We start from the raw sequence: 16,139 nt of genomic DNA on the forward strand, positions 1-16,139 counted from the left end.
CGTCAGTTCTCCAGGGCCGGGCGCAGGTCCCACAGGGTGCGCCAGGTGGCCGAACCCTGCTCGGCGCGGCGGCGCACCGCGCCGTCCCAGTAGCCCAGCAGCCGGGCGGCGTCGGCCGGGTCGTCCTTGCGGACCACGCCCAGCAGGTGCCCGGGGAGCAGGGACAGCACGTCCCGGTCGCCCGGGAAGTACGCGGCGGCCAGGGCCAGCGAACCGGCCACGGACACCGCCTCCGCGGTGCTCATCACCGTGGAGGGGCGCTCGACCTCCCAGCCTTCGGCCGACCGCCCGTCCCGCAGGTCGCGGAAGGCGGTCACGAGGGCTTCGAGGATCGCGTCGTCCACCTGGAAGGGGGCGCCGGCCCGGGTGACGGCCGCATGGGCCTGGCGGCGTACCAGGGCGGTCTCGGCGTCCAGGTCACCGATGGGGCCGACGGTCTCGAAGTTGAAGCGGCGCTTGAGGGCCGCGGACATCTCGGAGACGCCCTTGTCGCGGAGGTTGGCGGTCGCGATGAGGGTGAAGCCGGGGGCGGCGTGGGCGAGGGCGTCGGCGCTGCCGGCGAGCTCCGGGACGGCGATGCGCCGTTCGGACAGGAGTGAGACCAGGGCGTCCTGGACCTCGGGCAGGCAGCGGGTGATCTCCTCGACGCGGGCCACCGCGCCACGGGTCATGGCGGTGAGGACCGGGGAGGGCACCAGGGCCTGCCGGGTGGGGCCCTGGGCCAGGAGCAGCGCGTAGTTCCAGCCGTACTTGAGCTGGTCCTCGGTGGTGCCGGCGGTGCCCTGCACCACCAGGCCGCTGGTGCCGCACACGGCGGCGGACAGCAGCTCGGAGAGCATCGACTTGGCGGTTCCGGGCTCGCCGACGAGCAGCAGCCCGCGTTCTCCGGCGAGGGTGACGACGCAGCGTTCCACCAGGGCGCGGTCGCCGACGAACTTCTGCTCGACCACCAGCTTGCGGGGGACGCCGTCGGGCGCCGCGGCGCCCTCGGGCAGCCGCAGGGCCTCGCCCGCGCTGCCCATCACGAAGGTGACGACGGCGCGCGGGCTCAGCAGCCAGGCGGGCGGGCGGGGGCCGTCGTCGTAGGCGGCGAGGAAGGCCAGTTCGGTGGCGTGGCGGTCCTCGGGCGGACTGACCTGCCGGCCGGACGGGGGTGCTGACGGGGGTACGGGAGTGGTGGTGTCGGTGGTCATCGGCGGCGGCCCTTCCGGGTGGCACGGGTGGTGAGTTCTTCGAAGGCGGGGGCGTCGCCGTCCTTGACACGGCTCCATGCGCGGGCGAACAGGGCGGGCACCGGCAGTTGCGGCACGGCGCGGGTGTGGTCGCGCAGCGGGTAGAGGGGTTCCTTCCAGGTCTCCACCGGCAGGGCGGGGGCCTTGAAGTCGTGCCAGCCGCAGGGCAGGAACAGGGTCCGGCCCGCGCGGGACCGCTTGGCCTCCAGGACCAGGCCGGTGGCGGCCAGTTCGGTCCTGGCCTTCTTCGCCCGGCCCGGCGTCCAGCCGGTCCAGCGCGCGCGGTCGCGGTCGGTCGGGTCGGGCAGTGCGAGCAGTTGCAGGTAGAGCGCGGCCGCGTCGTCGCCCAGCCCGTGGGTCGCGGCCACCTCGGCGACCAGCTCCGGGACCGAGCGGGCGGGGTCCTGGGCGTAGCCGGTGAAGCCGCCGGCAGCCGATCCGGCCAGGACGGCCTGTTCGAGGTCGTCGCCGAGCAGGGCCCGCACGGCGGCCAGGGAGTGGCAACGGCCCGGGCCGACCAGCCCTTCGAGCAGCCCGAGAACGGGATCGTCCGCGCCGGTGATCCCGGCCGTACGCACCAGCGTCATCTCGTTGTCGCCGTACCAGGGGCGCAGCACGAGGGCGTCCCCGAGCCGGGTGAGGCCGTCGGCTCCCGCCCCTCCCGTCGCGGGCAGTCCGTACGCCGTGCGCAGTGGGACCGCGGTCGGGGTGCCTTTCTCCGTCCATTCCACGTCCAGGTCGAGGATGAGGCCGGGGTCGGCCAGGCGCCTGCGCAGCGCGGCGAGTGCGGCCGGCAGGTGGGCGCGCAGCGGATGGCCGTACGGCAGTCCGTACGCCAGCCCGCCGAGCGCCGCCACCGCGCTCGTGAGGCTTCCGCGGGCGGGGACCGCGGCCGGGTCCTCCGCCACGAGGTCGCCGTCCTTGTCGAGGCCCATCGCGGTGGTGCGGCTGAGCCACGCGGTGCGGCCGGGGTTGAGGACGGCTTCCGCCGACGCCGTGGAGACACCGGCCAGGGCGTCTCCCAGCTCCTCCGGCAGCCGGACCAGCGATCCCAGGCGCTCCGCCCAGGTCTCGGCGGCCGCCGCGGTGTCGGGGCCGCTCTCCCACAGGTCGGCGGGGTCGGCGGGCAGCAGCGCGTCCAGCAGCGCCAGCCGGTTGCCGGCGCCGAGCGCGCTCAGCCTGGCGTCGGCCCGTTCGGCCTGCCGGGCCTTGAGGCCCACCAAGTCCAGCCCGGCCGCGTCGAGTCCGCCGGTCCCCGCCGCGACGAGAACGGCCGCCTGTGCGGGGCCGATGCCGGTGGCGGCGTCGAGTGTGACGGGAGCCTCGGGCCGCCACGGCGCGGCGCCGCGCTCGCGGACGAGGCGGATCAGCGGGAGCAGGCGCTCGTGCGGGAAGGCGGGGGTGTACCGCTGGTCCTCGTGGTGGGTGAAGTCGGCGATCTGGCCGAACGCCCCTTCCGGATCGTGGTCGAGGGCGAGCCAGTGGACGCGGTCGTTGCGGTGGGTGTGCTCCCGGCGGAGGATCACCACCGTGCGGTCGCCGCGGCGCAGCACCTGGCCGAGCCGCTGCCTCTTGCCGACCCGGTCCTCACTGTCCTCCTCGCACAGCAGGACCTGCCGCAGGGCGCCCGCGGGGTGGGCGAGCGGGCCGGTGGCGACCGCTTCCAGGAGGAGCAGCAGCGCCTCCCGGTGTTCGTCGGTGGTGGTGGGGGCGGCGGCGCGGTAGGCGAGGGGGCCCAGGGCGTCCAGGAACGGCAGCCAGGCCAGGTCCATGCCGGGGACGGTGTGGGTCTCGCTCGTCCAGCCGTCGCCCAGAACCGGCAGCGGGGCCGGGTCGGGCAGCGGCTTGCCGTCGGCGGGCTTGCCGGACAGGACCTGGTTGACGGAGAGGATCTGCTGGAGGCCGCTCCACTTCGCTTCGCGCCCCCAGTAGCCGTACCTGCCCGGCGCGGCGATCCCGTTCACGGCGGCGGTCAGGGTCGTGTCGTCCCCGTGGACGGGCCGGTGGTCGGCGTACATCCCGTCGCCGTGCCGCTTCGCGCCGTGCGGCTCGTCCTGCGGGGGTGCGACGTAGGCGGCGGTGGCGGCGCGGTGGCGGGCGGCCGTCCGCACGAGCGCGCTCACGCCGGTGCGCAGCCGGGCGTCGGTCAGCGCGGGCAGCGCCGTGGCCACGGCGGCCTCGATGAGCTCGTCCGCGGAGGGACCGTTGTACGACGTGTCGGCTGCGACCGCGGCCTTCCGCTCGGCCAGCGCGGTGTCGACGGCGTCGAGGAGGGTCGCGACCTGTGCGTCGGTGACCGCGCGCAGGGCGGCCGAGCCCCGCTCGTCGCGCGGGCGCAGGGCGTGCCAGAACGCGGGCGGCGGGACGTACCGGGTGCCGGCGGCGTACTCGCCGCCCTGGTCTCCCAGGGGGACCGATCCCAGCGCGTCCGTGGTGACGGCGCCCGCCGGATAGAGCTCGACGCTGTCGCCGACGACAGCGGCGAGGGGCGCGGCTCCGCCCGGCAGCCGCAGGGCGCCCAGCGGTACGGGGTGGTCCCGGCGGCCCGGCGCGACGGCCAGGGTGACGGTCCGCCCGTCGGGGGTTCCGGAGGTGACGCGGCGGTCGGGGTCCTGTCCCTCGGTGCGCACCCAGCGGCCCAGAACGGTGCCGTCGGTGCCGAACGGGGTGCTCTCCAGGCCCGGGAACAGCGGCAGGACCTCACACTTTTCGGTCGCGAGGTGGGCGCCGTCGCGGATTCCCGACTGGAGGAACGCGGGCAGCGAAGCACGCCCGTGGGTGCCGCCCGCCGGGTCGTACTCGACCCAGCAGTGGTCGCGGCCCTGCTTACCCTGGCGCCAGTGTCCGGTGCCGTCGCCCAGCACGGGGCGGGTGGACGGCAGGGTGGTGTCGCCCGCGTGCAGGGTGCGGCCGCCGGTGGCACGGCCGCCGCCGGGCAGCGGCAGCGACGGGGAGCCGACTTCCTGCCCGTTCCACCACTGCGGCAGCTGCTCGCCGCCGAGGGTGAAGGGTTCACCGGGGCGGGCCGACCAGTACGCGCGCTGCTTGCCGTCCTCCGCCCAGATGACCAGCAGTTCGCCGTCGGTGTACCGGAAACGGGGTCGCCGCCAGCGGTCCAGGTCGGCGGGCAGGCGCAGCTCGTGTTCGAGCAGCACCCCTTCGGGGCCGACCACGACGGCCGTGTGGCGGTTGGCGACGACCAGGGCGGGCCAGGCCTCGGCGACCACCATCCAGTGGTTCTGGTCGGTCCGGTCGGTGTCGAGCCGCCGGTACGTCTCCTCCAGGGCGGGCCAGCCCAGTTCGTCCAGAACGCCGGCGCGCAGGGTGGCGCCGAGGACCGGCGCCAGGTCGTGGGCGGCTATCCGGGCGACGGCCTCCGGATTGACCTGGCCGGCGACCGCGCGGAAGGACGACAGACGCCGCAGCGCCGCTCGCGAACCGGGCAGTCCCGCCGCCTCGGTGAGTTCCGCGGCGCGATCGCCCAGCCAGTCGTGGAGCACCGCGCCGAGCACCGGGTGGGCGGCGATCGCGGCGAGCGCGGAGTCCTTCGAGCGGTGGCCGTTCATGCCGTTCAGCGCGTCGTACAGCAGTCCGCGCAAGCGGGGACGGCCGGCGACGGCCGTCAGGTCGCGGCGGCCCGGGGCATCGTCGCCGATCCAGCGCTCCAGCGGCAGGTGGACGTTGGCGCCCGCCGCCGGTTCGACGACGGGGATGTCCCAGGCGACGCAGGCGTCCAGCAGGTCCAGGTCGGCGCCCGCGTGCCAGCGTCCCCGGAAGAGGTCGACGGGGCGGCCGTCGGAGCGCAGCCGGGGGGCCATGCGCTCGACGAGGTCGAGGGTGCGCGCACAGCGCTCCGAACTGGACGAGCCGTGCTTGCGGTGCAGGGCCCAGCGGCTGAGCCAGTCCGCGGGGTCGACGCCGTCCGTGCTCTGCGCATCGGTGAGCAGGGCGTCCGCGCCCGTCTCGGCGAGCAGCGACAGCCAGGCCTCGTCGGCCTTCCGGTCGTCGCCGAGGCCGGTCGGCATGATCTCCAGCAGGCGGGCGCGGATCTCCGGTCGCGCGGCGGCGAGCGCCACCAGGGTCGGACGGTAGGCGGTCCAGAACGACGCGGGGGCCCGGACGATGCTCGGTGAGCCGATCAGGTCGGCGACGAAGGCGATCTCGGCGGTCTCCCGGTCAAGGCCCGCGGCCTTGACGAGCGCGCGGGCGTCCTGTGGCAGGGCGGCGTACGGCGCCATGCCCGCACCGCAGCGCTCGACGGCGAGTTGACGGAACTGCGCCCAGGCCTCGGCCGGGTCGAGGCGACGCGAAAGGTCCTGCGCGTGGTCCTTGAGCGCCTTGACGGTCAGGGCCCCGGCGAAGGCGAACTCCAGGAAGACGGCGCGCTGCCGCTCCTCGTCGACCGGCAGGCCGTGGACGCGCTCGGCGGCGCGCGCCTTGCCGAAGAGCGTCGCGGCGTACGTGCTGTTGTCGTGCTGGAGGAAGACGCGCGCGGCCTGCTCGTAGAACGTCGGCAGGAAGTGCGGTACGGCGCGGCCGAGCCGGGTGGCGAGTGCCTCGAAGCCGTCCTTGGCGGCGCCTGCCCGGGACTTGGCCTGGCGGGACAGCCGTTCCATGTCCTTGACCAGGGCCAGCGCGTGGTGCCCGTTGGCCGGATCGTTGACCAGGGCCCAGGCGGGGAAGCCCAGTGTCTCGCGGCGCACCTGCCCCACCTCGGGGGCCTCGGGCTCGCGGGCGAGTCCGAGGAAGTCCAGTGCCAGGTCCTCCGCCTCGCCCAGGGTGCCCGCCACCAGGCGCACCACGCGCCGGTCGTCCAGGGCCGGGTGGGTGTAGGTGCGGGCGGTGAGGGTGTCGGCGTCGTCGCGGGCGACGGTGCCGGTGCGCAGGATGGCCCCGGCGTCCAGCAGGGCCGCGGCCCGGGTGATCTCGTCGGTGTTCATGCCGCCTGCTCCTCGTCCTCGATGTCGCGTCCCGCGTATAGGGCCGCCGCCATGCGCATGCCTTCCGACCAGGCGACCGGGCCGACGTGGCCGGCGGTCAGTGCACGGCCTGCGGCGTCGGTCCAGGTCAGCGAGCCGGTCTCGGTCCGCTCGTAGCTGTCGTAGTCGCCGATCCAGATGCGTGCCTCGACCGTCGCGCCGTCCTCGACGACCGGGCACACCGCCTGGCCGCCGCGGGCCCGGTAGCCGAGCTGGGTGGTGCGCCCGTGCAGGAACCGCAGTTCCTTGAAGGCGCCGCCCGCGTAGTCGTCGACCGAGGCGGTCTCCGGGTCCAGGTCCGCCGGGCGGTGCCAGACCTCGCGGAAGAGCTGCTGTACCCGCTGGTCCACGGTGAGTTCGACCGCGAACTCGCGGAGTTCCTCCAGGTCCGCCAGCAGCACCGGGTGGGGGATGCGGACCAGCTCGGGGCTGATGCGCACCGTGTCGCCGTCGAGGTCGACCAGGCCGAGGCCCCGGACGGGGTCGGCGTCACGGAGGAATCCGGCGACTTCGCCGTCCTCTCCCGTGACGACGAGGTCGTACAGCGCGGCGCGCCAAGCCGTGTCCTGCCACACCTGGGCGATGACCGCGGCGGGGACGGGCAGCGAGCGGACCATCCAGCGCTCCACGTCGGCGACGCACTGACGTTCGTGCCGATCCAACCACTCCACGAGCTGGCGCAGTCCGACCACGGCCGGGTCGTCCGCGAGTTTCCCCGGGACCGTCTTCAGCCGACGACCCGCCGCATTGCGGCAGACCACTTTCCCGTCGTCGAGGGCGACTTCGTAGTCGCCGGCCGGAACCCACCCCATGTGCTGTCTCCTCGGTCAGACGGCCTGGTCCGGGGCATGGCAAGGCATGGCACACCCCCCGTCGCAGCGCCGCCGCGATCACGTTGGTGTGACTCTAGGCGCAGCCTCGGACAATGCCTCAGGCAGCGCCTCGGGAGGGCGGATCACTCCCTGTGGGGGCCGGAGCGAAGCCCCGGACCCGCCGGTTCACGCCATCACCTGCGGGCGGCCGAGAGTGGTGTGGCGGCCGGCACTGCAGACGGGGAGCCGTACCAACAGGCAGCCGCCGGCCTGGTGGTCGAAGTAGCCGCCGGTACGACGCGTCATGCGGTGCTCACGGTCGTCCGTGTCCACTGAGCGTGCGATCCGGTACGCGGGCCTGATCGGCCGCGTTCCCCTGAAGGTACTTCGGCCGCGGGTACCCGCCGTCGTTCAGCGCCCGCCAGGTGTCAGTGACCGTCTCGGCTACGGGGCGACAACGCATCCCGGTGGCCGGGGCCTTGGCCGAGGAAGCGGTCCAGTTGCCGACGACCTCGGGGATGTCCGGGGCCCAGAGCGGCACCTCGGCCCACGGCTGCACCGCCCTGGAAGGGGGCGATTACGAGGAAGGCCCCCGGATGGTGCTCAGGCCGCCAGTGGAGTCGATGCCGGCGCAGGCCGCCGAGTCGGTGCCCGGCCCGGGAGCGCCGGTGGGTGGCGCCGCCGATGAGCAGAAGTTCGACGGGCACCGGACGATCCTCTTCACCCCGGCCGCCCCGGGCGGGCAGGTGGTGTTGCAGACCCGGCGAGGCTCTGATTCAGGACCGACGCCCGCACCCGCGGGCGACTGGACCAAGGTTCGCCGCCGCGACACCACCGAAGCCATCTTCCCTGTCACGTCGCCGTGTTCAGCTTCGAGGCTGTTCGCGGGAGGTTTTCATCGCAGTCCCCGGTGGCCTGGAGGCGGCGCAGGGCCAGGATCAGATTGCCGCTGGCGAACGTCGCGAGCGCGGCGATGCCCCACAGGGTCGCCGCGACACCGGCCCGGTCCAGCACGGCGCCCGCAGCCAGGAAGCCCAGCGGCCCGGCCAGGGCGCTGATCGTGACCACGGCCTGCAACACCTTGGGCCCGAAGCCGTCCGGCAGCCGGACGGAGAGCAGGCCCATCAGCGGCGCGTTCGCCAGGGGCGCGGCGGCCGATGACAGGCCGACGGCGACGACGAGCACGCCGGCCGGCACGGGCGCCAGGAGCGTCCACAGGGGCAGAGCGACGCAGACCAGGGCCGTACAGGCGAGTCGTACGGGGGCGACCCGTGCCGCCAGCACATAGGCGGCCACCGCGCCCACCAGGCCACCGGCGCCATGGGCGGCGATCAGCAGGCCGCCGATCCTGGCGTCCCCTCCGAACCGGGCGAACGCCAGCACCGGCATGGTGATCATCAGGGTTCGCAGCATCAGCCCGAACACCACGGTGGACAGCATCGCCCGGCTCAGGAACCAGTCGTCGCACAGATGCCGCACCCCCGCCCACAGGCCGCGGGGCCCAGCCGCGGACCCTTCGGCCCCGCCATGCCCTGCCGGGACGCGGCGCAGCAGCAACAACCCAGAGAAGGCGAACGTTGCCGCGTCCAGCCACACCACCGATATGGTCCCCACCAGCGGGATCAGCGCGCCGGCGAGCGCCGGTCCGGCGAACGCCGAGCCGTTCTGCACACCTGCCAGCGCACTGTTGGCGCGGGCCAGAGAGCGGGCGTGCGGGCTCAGCAGTTCCATCGCCAGCACCCGCTGTGCCGCGTGGTACGGAACGGCCAGGGCCCCGAGCGCCGTGACGATCACCAGGAGGACGGCCAGATCGAGCGCGCCCAGGGTCTGCAGCAGCGGGATCAGCGCCACCACCGGAGCGCGGGCGAGATCGGAGACGACCATGGTCCGGCGGGCGCCCAGGCGCTGGATGACCTCTCCGCCCGCGAAGCCGAGCAGCGCCATGGGCAGCACCTGGGCCGCGAAGACCAGGCCCGCCCGGGTGGCCGAGCCGGTGGTCTCCAGCACCAGCCAGGGCAGCGCGAGCATGGTCATCTGGGTGCCCAACGCCGTCACCGCGCCCGCGACGTAGACCGTCGTCAGCGCACGGCTCGGCCTGCCACCCGGTGTGCCGTTCGGTGCTCCGCCAGGTGGGACGGGGGCTGCGCTGGGCCGGGTCTCCGCGATCGTCATCGGGTCGCCCCTTTCTCCTCGGTGGGTCCGGGCCGTGTGGCCGCCCCCGCACCCTGTCGCCCGCCCACCGTCCGGTGCCAGGGAAGGACCGGCAGTAGCTCACTGACGCCGCTGCGCTTTCTTCCCTATGACGCAGCCCGCCCGTCCGGCAGTGTGATGGTCGTCGGAGCCCAGCACGGCCAAGGCCACCGGCGGCGGAAGCGGACACCAACGAAGGGAGGGACGGCGATGAGCGGCGGTATCGGAACGGCGGTGCACGTCCCGTCCTTCGCCACCCGCGACGGACGACGAGCGGTCGAGACCCGGTATGTGGACGGTCTCCCGCAGATCGTGGCCTGGGACCTGACGACGGGTCAGCGCCGCCAGGCGACCACCGCACCGCTGGGTGTGGAGACCGCCGCCATCGAGCCGGACGGCCACGGCCTGTGGTGGTTCGACGACGCTGCCGGCGGTCAAGGCCGCTGGCTGCGCGGACCGTTCGAGGGCGGGAACCCGCGCCCGGCGCTCGACGGCGTACCCGCCGGGCGGATGCACGGCCTGTCCTTCGACCCCCGCAGCGGCCTCGCCGCCGTCGGCGTCGGGGTCGCGGACCGCTCGCGGTACTACGTCGGCCGACCGGGCGAGCGTGCCCGCCTGGTGGCCGAGGAGCCCGGCTATGCGGCAGTGGTGGGCCTGGCCCCCGGCGGCCGGCTGCTGGCCACCGCGGGGTACCCGGCCGGAGTGGCCGCGGTCCGGCTGTGGTCACCGGCCTCCGGCGTCCTCGTGGACGCCATCCCCGGCGCGGCGGGGGACGGCGACGGCGGCGCGGTGTGGGCGCTGGGCTTCCGCCCGGACCTCGCCACCGCACGGCCGGAACTGCTGCTCGTCCTCGAACGCGCGGGCCGCTACACCCTGACCTTCTGGCGGCAGGGCGAGGGGATCCGTACGCACGGTCCCGGCTCCGCGCTCGACTTCGATACGGAGATCACCGCCTGCTGGTACGGGCCCGGCCGCACGGCGCTGGTCCAGCAGGACCGGGCGGGACGCAGCCGCCTGCTCCGCGCCGACCTCGACCGCGGTACGACGACGGTGCTTCCCACGCCCGAGGGCACGATCATCGACTTCTCCTGCGCACCCGACCGCACGGTCCACTGCCTGTGGAGCCGCGACGGCGAACTGCCCCGGGCACTGATCTGCCACCCGGAAAGCCCGGAAGGATCGGAAGGATCGGAAAGTGCGGAACCCCCGGAACCCCCGGAACCCCCGGATCGTCCCGACCGCTCCGGCCCTTCCGGCCGCTCCGGCCGCTCCACGACGGCGTCACGCGGCACGGCGCCCGGCGGAACGACCGGATCCGGGCGCCGCGAGCTGTGGACACGTCGGCCGTACGGGCAGATCCACAGCTTTGTGGCCACCCCGCCCGGCCGCAGTGCGGGCAACCGCCCCTGGCCGACGATCTTCCTCGTCCACGGCGGGCCCCACACCCACGACCGGGACGCCTATGACACCCGGACCGAGGCCCTGGTCCGAGCCGGTTTCGCCGTGGTGCGCACCAACTACCGCGGCTCGACGGGCTACGGCCCCCGCTGGCGGGACGACTTCGGCCACCGGGTCGGTCTCGCCCAGCTCGAAGACCTCGCCGCGGTGCGCGGCCACCTCATCGACGCGGGAGTCTCGGAGCCGGGCCGTACCGGCCTGTGCGGCTACTCCTGGGGCGGCTACCTGACGCTGCTGGCGATGGGCATCCAGCCCCGGCTGTGGGACGTGGGGCTGGCCGTCGTGCCGGTGGCCGACTACACGGCGGCGTACCGGGCGACGACGCCGGCGCTGCGGGAGGTCGACGACCGCCTCTTCGGCGGCACCCCCGAACAGGTGCCACACCGCTATCGCGCGGCCTGCCCGATGACCTATGTGGGCCGCGTACGCGGCCCGCTCTTCCTCGCCGCCTCGGCGGACGACGAGAAGTGCCCTCCGGAACAGATCGAGCGCTATCTCGCCGCGCTGCGGCGCCGCGACGTCCCGCATCGCGTCCGATGGCTCGGCGGCGGACACGACGTGGGCCGTGACCCGGCCGGACACGCCGCCGCCTGGACCGCCATGGTGCGCTACGCCGACGACGCGCTGCGCGTATCCCCCAGAACCGCCGACCGCCGCGACAGCGGACGGACCGGCTCGCACCACCCTGTTCACCACACCGAAGAAACCGAAGAAACCGAAGAAAGGTCAACCTCATGAAGCGTCATGGACTGCGCGTCGACCCCATCAGCGCCACCGAGCGGGAGCGTGGACTCATCATCCCGCCGCAGGAGGCCTCCCTGGACAAGGCGGTCCCGGTCCGGCCGAACGGCGCGGCGCGGAACTGCACCGCCCGCACGGAGAAGAACACGGAGAAGTAGTCGCCTCTGCAGTGAGCCCGAGCAGCGCCGTAGCGGGGTGCCACGCCCGGCACCCCGCCACGGCGCCGGCCGTGCCGGTGAGGAAAGGAGAACATCATGACCACAGCTACGGCAGCACCCCGGACGAACGGTACCCGGCCGGACAAGCACCGGCCGGACAAGCCCGAGACGACGGAACCGCGCCAGAACCCGCCGACGTTCCTCAGCGACCCGTACCCGAACCTGGCCAGGATGCGGCAATCGGCCCCGGTCTCCGTGCTGCACGGCGACGGCGGCCTGCGGCTGTGGATCATCCCGCGCTACGACGATGTCCGGGCCGCGCTCTTCGACCCCCGCTTCGCACAGGATGCGCGGCGCGCCCAGGCCCTGGCCGACAGCCGGGTCGAGGGCGTCAACCTGGGCACCGACATCACCCATATGCTCAGCAGTGATCCGCCCGACCACACCCGCCTCCGCCGCGTGGTCCAGGCTGCGTTCAGCCGCAAGCGGGTCGAGGCGATGCGGCCGATGGTCGAGCGCATCACCCGCGAACTCCTCGACGGGTTGGACGAGGCGGCCGCGCGCCACATGACCCGCACCACCACCGCCACGGTGGACCTGGTACGTGACTTCGCCTTCCCGCTGCCCATCCTCGTCGTCTGCGAACTGCTCGGCTTCCCGCCCGAGGACCGCGACCTCTACCGGCAGTGGTCGACCGCCGTCGTCACCCATGGAGGCGACCACGCGGCGTTCCTGCGAGCCGTCCAGGAGATGGGCTCGTACGTCCTGGCCCTCGCAGACCGGCGTATCCGCCGCAATGACCGTCCCGCCGATCTCCTCACCGAGTTGATGGCGGCCCGCGAGCGCGGGGAGCTGACGGACGACGAGATCGTGGGCATGGTCGCCCTGCTGCTGATCGGCGGGCACGAGACCACCGTGAACCTGCTGAGCACCTCCTGCCTCGCGCTGCTGCGCGATCCCGGCCAGGCCGCCTGGCTGCGCGCCGATCTCACCCGGATGCCCGCGGCCGTCGAGGAGTTCCTGCGCTACGACTCCCCCATCTGCATGGCCACCACCCGCTTCACCACCGAGCCGGTGGACGTCGGCGGAGTGGAGATCCCGCAGGACGAGTTCGTGCTGCTGTCCCTCGGCGCGGCCAACCGCGACCCGGCGCGCTTCCAGGACCCCGACCGCCTCATCCTCGACCGCCAGGACGCCGGCCATCTCGCCTTCGGTGGTGGCATCCACCGCTGCCTCGGGGCCCTGCTCGGCAAGCTGGAGACCGAGATCGCGCTCACCGCGCTCCTCACCCGTTTCCCCGGAATGACCCTGGCCTGCCAGGAGCGCGACCTGCGCTGGCGCAACACGATGATGCTGCGCGGCTTGGAGGCGCTGCCCGTCACCCTGCGCCGCTGACCCCCGCCCCGACCCTGCCGCACTCACCACCTCCCGCACCGTCGCGGCCTGGGCGGGGCCGGTCGAGGAGAGCGGGACCCGGGGTGCGCAAGGTGGAACCGCGCCGGACGTACGACAGGCGAACGGGCCGCCGACCGACACCAACCCGCCGACTCGCCGGTCCGCCGATCAGGCGCCCGCCCGGGACCGGAGGACCGGGTGCCCTGGGGGTGGGGTGAATAGGGTGGAGCGGCACCCCGGCACCACGCCGACGCTGGAGGAAGTGGCCACGCTTGCCGGGGTGGGGCGGGGCACGGTCTCCCGCGGCATCAACAACGCGTCCGGTGTCAAGGAGTCGACCCGGCGTGCCGAGCAGCAGGCCATCGTCGAGCTGGTCTACGTGCCCAAACTGGCGGCCCGTTCACCGGCGGGGCGGCGCGCGGAGGCAGTGGCTGTCGCCGACCCGGTCGCACTTGGCGAGCGTCCCGTAGAGCAGGACGTGATCAGGATCCGTCTCGCGCAGGAGCCGCAGCAGACCGGGTGCCCGGCGGGACAGGTGGTCGACGACGGCCGTGACGTAGGCGTGGGCGGTTCCGACGGATGTGCCGAAGCCGGCGGCGATCTGCGCGAGCGTCTCGTGCCGGCGCAGGTAGTCCAGGCCGACGAGGGCGCGCTGGCGGGGCGGGAGCTTGCAGCGTCGGTCACCCTCACGGGTGACGATGAGCATCGAGACCCACTCGGCCAGAGCGTGCGGCAGGTCGAGTGCGGCAGGACGGGCAACCAACGAGGCTTCTGTTGATGAGTTGACACGTCAGGCACTTCTCTCAACGGCACGGGAGCCTCGTGCATTGCGGGACGCCGGCCCGTCACTCGATCAGTGGCCACTTCTGAAAGAGCTCTGTGACCGCGGTAGCTGCTCACCCCCATGTCGCCGCGAGGGGGGTGCCGCTGAGACCGACCGCTCGAAGGCGGCCAACGGGCACATGCACAGTCTGCTCCGCAGGGGTTGGTCCGCGAGCGGTACGAGACGCCTCGAACTCTCCAAGCGCGCCCTGCCCGATCGGCCCCCACGCTCCCGCGCCCTTGCGGTGCTTGAAACCCTCGGCGATTCGGCCAACCCCCTTTAGTGGCACTGGCGTTGCAGGGCGCGGGTCGGTGTAGCTCCCACGGTCCGACAGGCGCTCCGTTCCGGGATTTCATGGTCGACCGAAACACATGTGTTCGAAAAATCATCGGCTGTCGTTGAGCTTCCGACAGCATCCGAACGGCGATCCAGGGGGACCCGATGACCACATCCGGACTGCACAGCCAACCGGTCGGCACACCGCCCCCACCGCCGCCCGCGGAGATCACCTACAGCGGGCAGTACTCCGTCAATCCGCTCGCCGAGGTCTCCTTCCGGAAGATGTGCGCCACGCTCCCTTCCGTCCTGGCCCGCATCGGTCGCCTGTCGTGGCAGACCGACCGGCAGGCCGTCCGGCTCCTGATCGGGTGCCAGATCATCACGGGCGTTTCCGCCGCGGTGCTGCTGACCGCCACCGCCCGCGCGATGGGGCCCGTACTCGGCTCCGGAAGTGCCGGCGACCGCCTCCAAGGCGCTTTGCCCGCGCTGCTCGTGGTCGCGCTCGCCGCCACGATGAACCGTGTCTCGGGGGCCGTGGCCACCTACGCCGAGCGGCGGATCACTCCCCGGCTGACCTCGGAGACGGACAGCGCGCTGGTCGAGGCGGTCTGCCGGGTCGAGGCCGCCGCCTATGCCCGGGACGGCTTCTCCGACCGTCAGGAAGCGGCCGAGATGGGAGTGGTCCGCACCCACGTCATGGTCACGGACGCCCAGCGCTTCATGTCCTCCCTGATTCGCCTGGTCACCGCCGGCAGCGTCCTGTCCCTGCTGAACGTGATGATGCTGCCCCTGTTGCTCCTCGCCGTACTGCCGGCCGGCATCGGCGCCGTCCTGACCGCCCGCGTGGACTACGAGATCCACTACTCCAACATCTCCGACAGGAACGTGCGGGGAATGATGCGCTGGTGGGCCACCGCATCCCAGTACGGCGACGAGGTCCGCGCGAACTCGATGACCGACTACCTCGTCTACTGGTACCGCGCCCTGTCCGACCGGTGCGACCGCAGGAACCTGGCCGCAGCGCCGCGGACCCTGCGGATCTCCCTGCTCTCCGCGCTCGCCGGCGGCGTCTTCCTCCTCGCGACCTGGGGTGCGCTCGCCTGGCTCGCCGTGACCGGCCGGATCGAACCCGCCATCGCCGCCACTGCAGTCATCGCCGTCCAGACCGCACTCGCCGCCCTCTCCCAGGTCGTCATCAACGGCGCCGCGATCTTCCACACCAGCCTCTACCTCACCGACATGCAAGCTTTCCTCGACGAGGCCGCCGCCCGCGCTCCCCGGCGCGGACCTGACGAGATCACCGGCCCGGTCGAGGAGATCCGGCTCGACGAGGTCGTCTACCAGTACCCGGGCAAGGACCGCCCCGCGGTGGCCGGCGTCTCCCTGACCCTGGAGCGTGGGCAGATCCTCGCGATCGTCGGAGCGAACGGCTCGGGGAAGTCGACCCTGTTGCGACTGCTCACGGGGATCTACCTGAGCGACAAGGGCCGGGTCACCTGGAACGGGAGCGACCTTGCGGGCACCGAGCCGGGGAGCGTCTGGCGCCGCACCGGCCTGGTCCCGCAGGACTTCGCCAGGTGGCCGCTGCGGGTGCGTGAGAACGTGACCCTCGGCCAGCCCCGCACCCATGACGACGGCCCCGTATGGGAGGCCATCGACGCGGTCGGCCTGCGCGAGACCATCGAAGAACTCCCGAACGGTCTGGACAGCCTCCAGGCCCGCGACATCTGGGGAGGTGTCGAGTTCTCCGGCGGCCAGTGGCAGCGCGAGGCGTGTGCCCGGGCGTTGTACCGCAAGCCCGACCTGTTGATTTTGGACGAGCCGACTTCCCAGATGGACCCTCGCGGTGAGCACCTGATCTTCGAACAGATCAAAGCGATCGCCGCCGACCGGATCACCATCATGGTCACCCACCGCCTGGAGAACACGAAGATCGCGGACCACATCGTCGTGATGGAAGACGGCCGGATCTCCGAGCAGGGCCGCTTTGACGATCTTGTCCACGGCGGTGGGACCTTCGCGGAACTCCTGGCGCTCTCCCAGGACCGCTGACCGTTTCGCCTGCTCCTGCG

Annotated in this window: 8 protein-coding genes and 2 pseudogenes; 5 read left to right on the plus strand and 5 right to left on the minus strand. The window is 73.2% G+C overall.

From position 1 onward, the window contains the following. Window positions 1-2: 2 nt before the first annotated feature. The 4 genes from AC0693_RS13955 to AC0693_RS13970 form a co-directional block, all read right to left on the minus strand. Complete coding sequence (locus AC0693_RS13955) at window positions 3-1,193, minus strand: ATP-binding protein (protein WP_356408437.1); 1,191 nt, start codon at window positions 1,191-1,193, stop codon at window positions 3-5. Next, a complete protein-coding gene (locus AC0693_RS13960) occupies window positions 1,190-6,172 on the minus strand; it encodes a hypothetical protein (RefSeq protein WP_478801893.1) in 4,983 nt (1,660 codons plus the stop codon). Before AC0693_RS13960 ends, AC0693_RS13955 begins: the two co-directional genes overlap by 4 nt. After that, window positions 6,169-7,023: a DUF4132 domain-containing protein gene (locus AC0693_RS13965; protein ID WP_478738420.1), complete on the minus strand. Its 855-nt coding sequence runs from the start codon at window positions 7,021-7,023 to the stop codon at window positions 6,169-6,171. Before AC0693_RS13965 ends, AC0693_RS13960 begins: the two co-directional genes overlap by 4 nt. Window positions 7,024-7,875: 852 nt before the next feature. Then, on the minus strand, window positions 7,876-9,195 hold the full coding sequence (locus AC0693_RS13970) for an MFS transporter (RefSeq protein WP_478801894.1): 1,320 nt from the start codon (window positions 9,193-9,195) through the stop codon (window positions 7,876-7,878). A gap of 228 nt (window positions 9,196-9,423) precedes the next feature. Between AC0693_RS13970 and AC0693_RS13975 the strand changes: the two genes are divergently transcribed. The 4 genes and pseudogenes from AC0693_RS13975 to AC0693_RS13990 all read left to right on the plus strand — a co-directional run. After that, on the plus strand, window positions 9,424-11,409 hold the full coding sequence (locus tag AC0693_RS13975; RefSeq protein ID WP_478801895.1) for a S9 family peptidase: 1,986 nt from the start codon (window positions 9,424-9,426) through the stop codon (window positions 11,407-11,409). Further along, a complete protein-coding gene (locus AC0693_RS13980) occupies window positions 11,406-11,570 on the plus strand; it encodes a hypothetical protein (protein WP_469319338.1) in 165 nt (54 codons plus the stop codon). Before AC0693_RS13975 ends, AC0693_RS13980 begins: the two co-directional genes overlap by 4 nt. 96 nt (window positions 11,571-11,666) lie before the next feature. Then, window positions 11,667-12,965, plus strand: coding sequence for a cytochrome P450 family protein (locus tag AC0693_RS13985; protein ID WP_478801896.1), 1,299 nt, complete (start codon window positions 11,667-11,669; stop codon window positions 12,963-12,965). A gap of 223 nt (window positions 12,966-13,188) precedes the next feature. After that, a pseudogene (locus AC0693_RS13990) lies at window positions 13,189-13,401 on the plus strand (LacI family DNA-binding transcriptional regulator); the annotation flags it as partial. Here the strand turns inward: AC0693_RS13990 and AC0693_RS13995 are convergent. Beyond that, a pseudogene (locus AC0693_RS13995) lies at window positions 13,396-13,728 on the minus strand (helix-turn-helix domain-containing protein); the annotation flags it as partial. The pseudogenes AC0693_RS13990 and AC0693_RS13995 sit on opposite strands and share 6 nt — an antisense overlap. A 501-nt stretch (window positions 13,729-14,229) precedes the next feature. On the opposite strand from AC0693_RS13995, the gene AC0693_RS14000 reads away from it, so the two are divergent. Next, window positions 14,230-16,119: an ATP-binding cassette domain-containing protein gene (locus AC0693_RS14000; RefSeq protein WP_478801897.1), complete on the plus strand. Its 1,890-nt coding sequence runs from the start codon at window positions 14,230-14,232 to the stop codon at window positions 16,117-16,119. The last annotated feature ends 20 nt before the right edge of the window (window positions 16,120-16,139 follow it).

This window comes from Streptomyces sp. NPDC043876 (genome assembly GCF_056435825.1).

Excerpts from the sequence above, each read along its gene's own strand:
- AC0693_RS13955 (WP_356408437.1), bottom strand. The coding sequence starts at position 1,193 with ATGACCACCGACACCACCACTCCCGTACCCCCGTCAGCACCCCCGTCC.
- AC0693_RS13960 (WP_478801893.1), bottom strand. The coding sequence starts at position 6,172 with ATGAACACCGACGAGATCACCCGGGCCGCGGCCCTGCTGGACGCCGGG.
- AC0693_RS13965 (WP_478738420.1), bottom strand. The coding sequence starts at position 7,023 with ATGGGGTGGGTTCCGGCCGGCGACTACGAAGTCGCCCTCGACGACGGG.
- AC0693_RS13970 (WP_478801894.1), bottom strand. The coding sequence starts at position 9,195 with ATGACGATCGCGGAGACCCGGCCCAGCGCAGCCCCCGTCCCACCTGGC.
- AC0693_RS13975 (WP_478801895.1), top strand. The coding sequence starts at position 9,424 with ATGAGCGGCGGTATCGGAACGGCGGTGCACGTCCCGTCCTTCGCCACC.
- AC0693_RS13980 (WP_469319338.1), top strand. The coding sequence starts at position 11,406 with ATGAAGCGTCATGGACTGCGCGTCGACCCCATCAGCGCCACCGAGCGG.
- AC0693_RS13985 (WP_478801896.1), top strand. The coding sequence starts at position 11,667 with ATGACCACAGCTACGGCAGCACCCCGGACGAACGGTACCCGGCCGGAC.
- AC0693_RS14000 (WP_478801897.1), top strand. The coding sequence starts at position 14,230 with ATGACCACATCCGGACTGCACAGCCAACCGGTCGGCACACCGCCCCCA.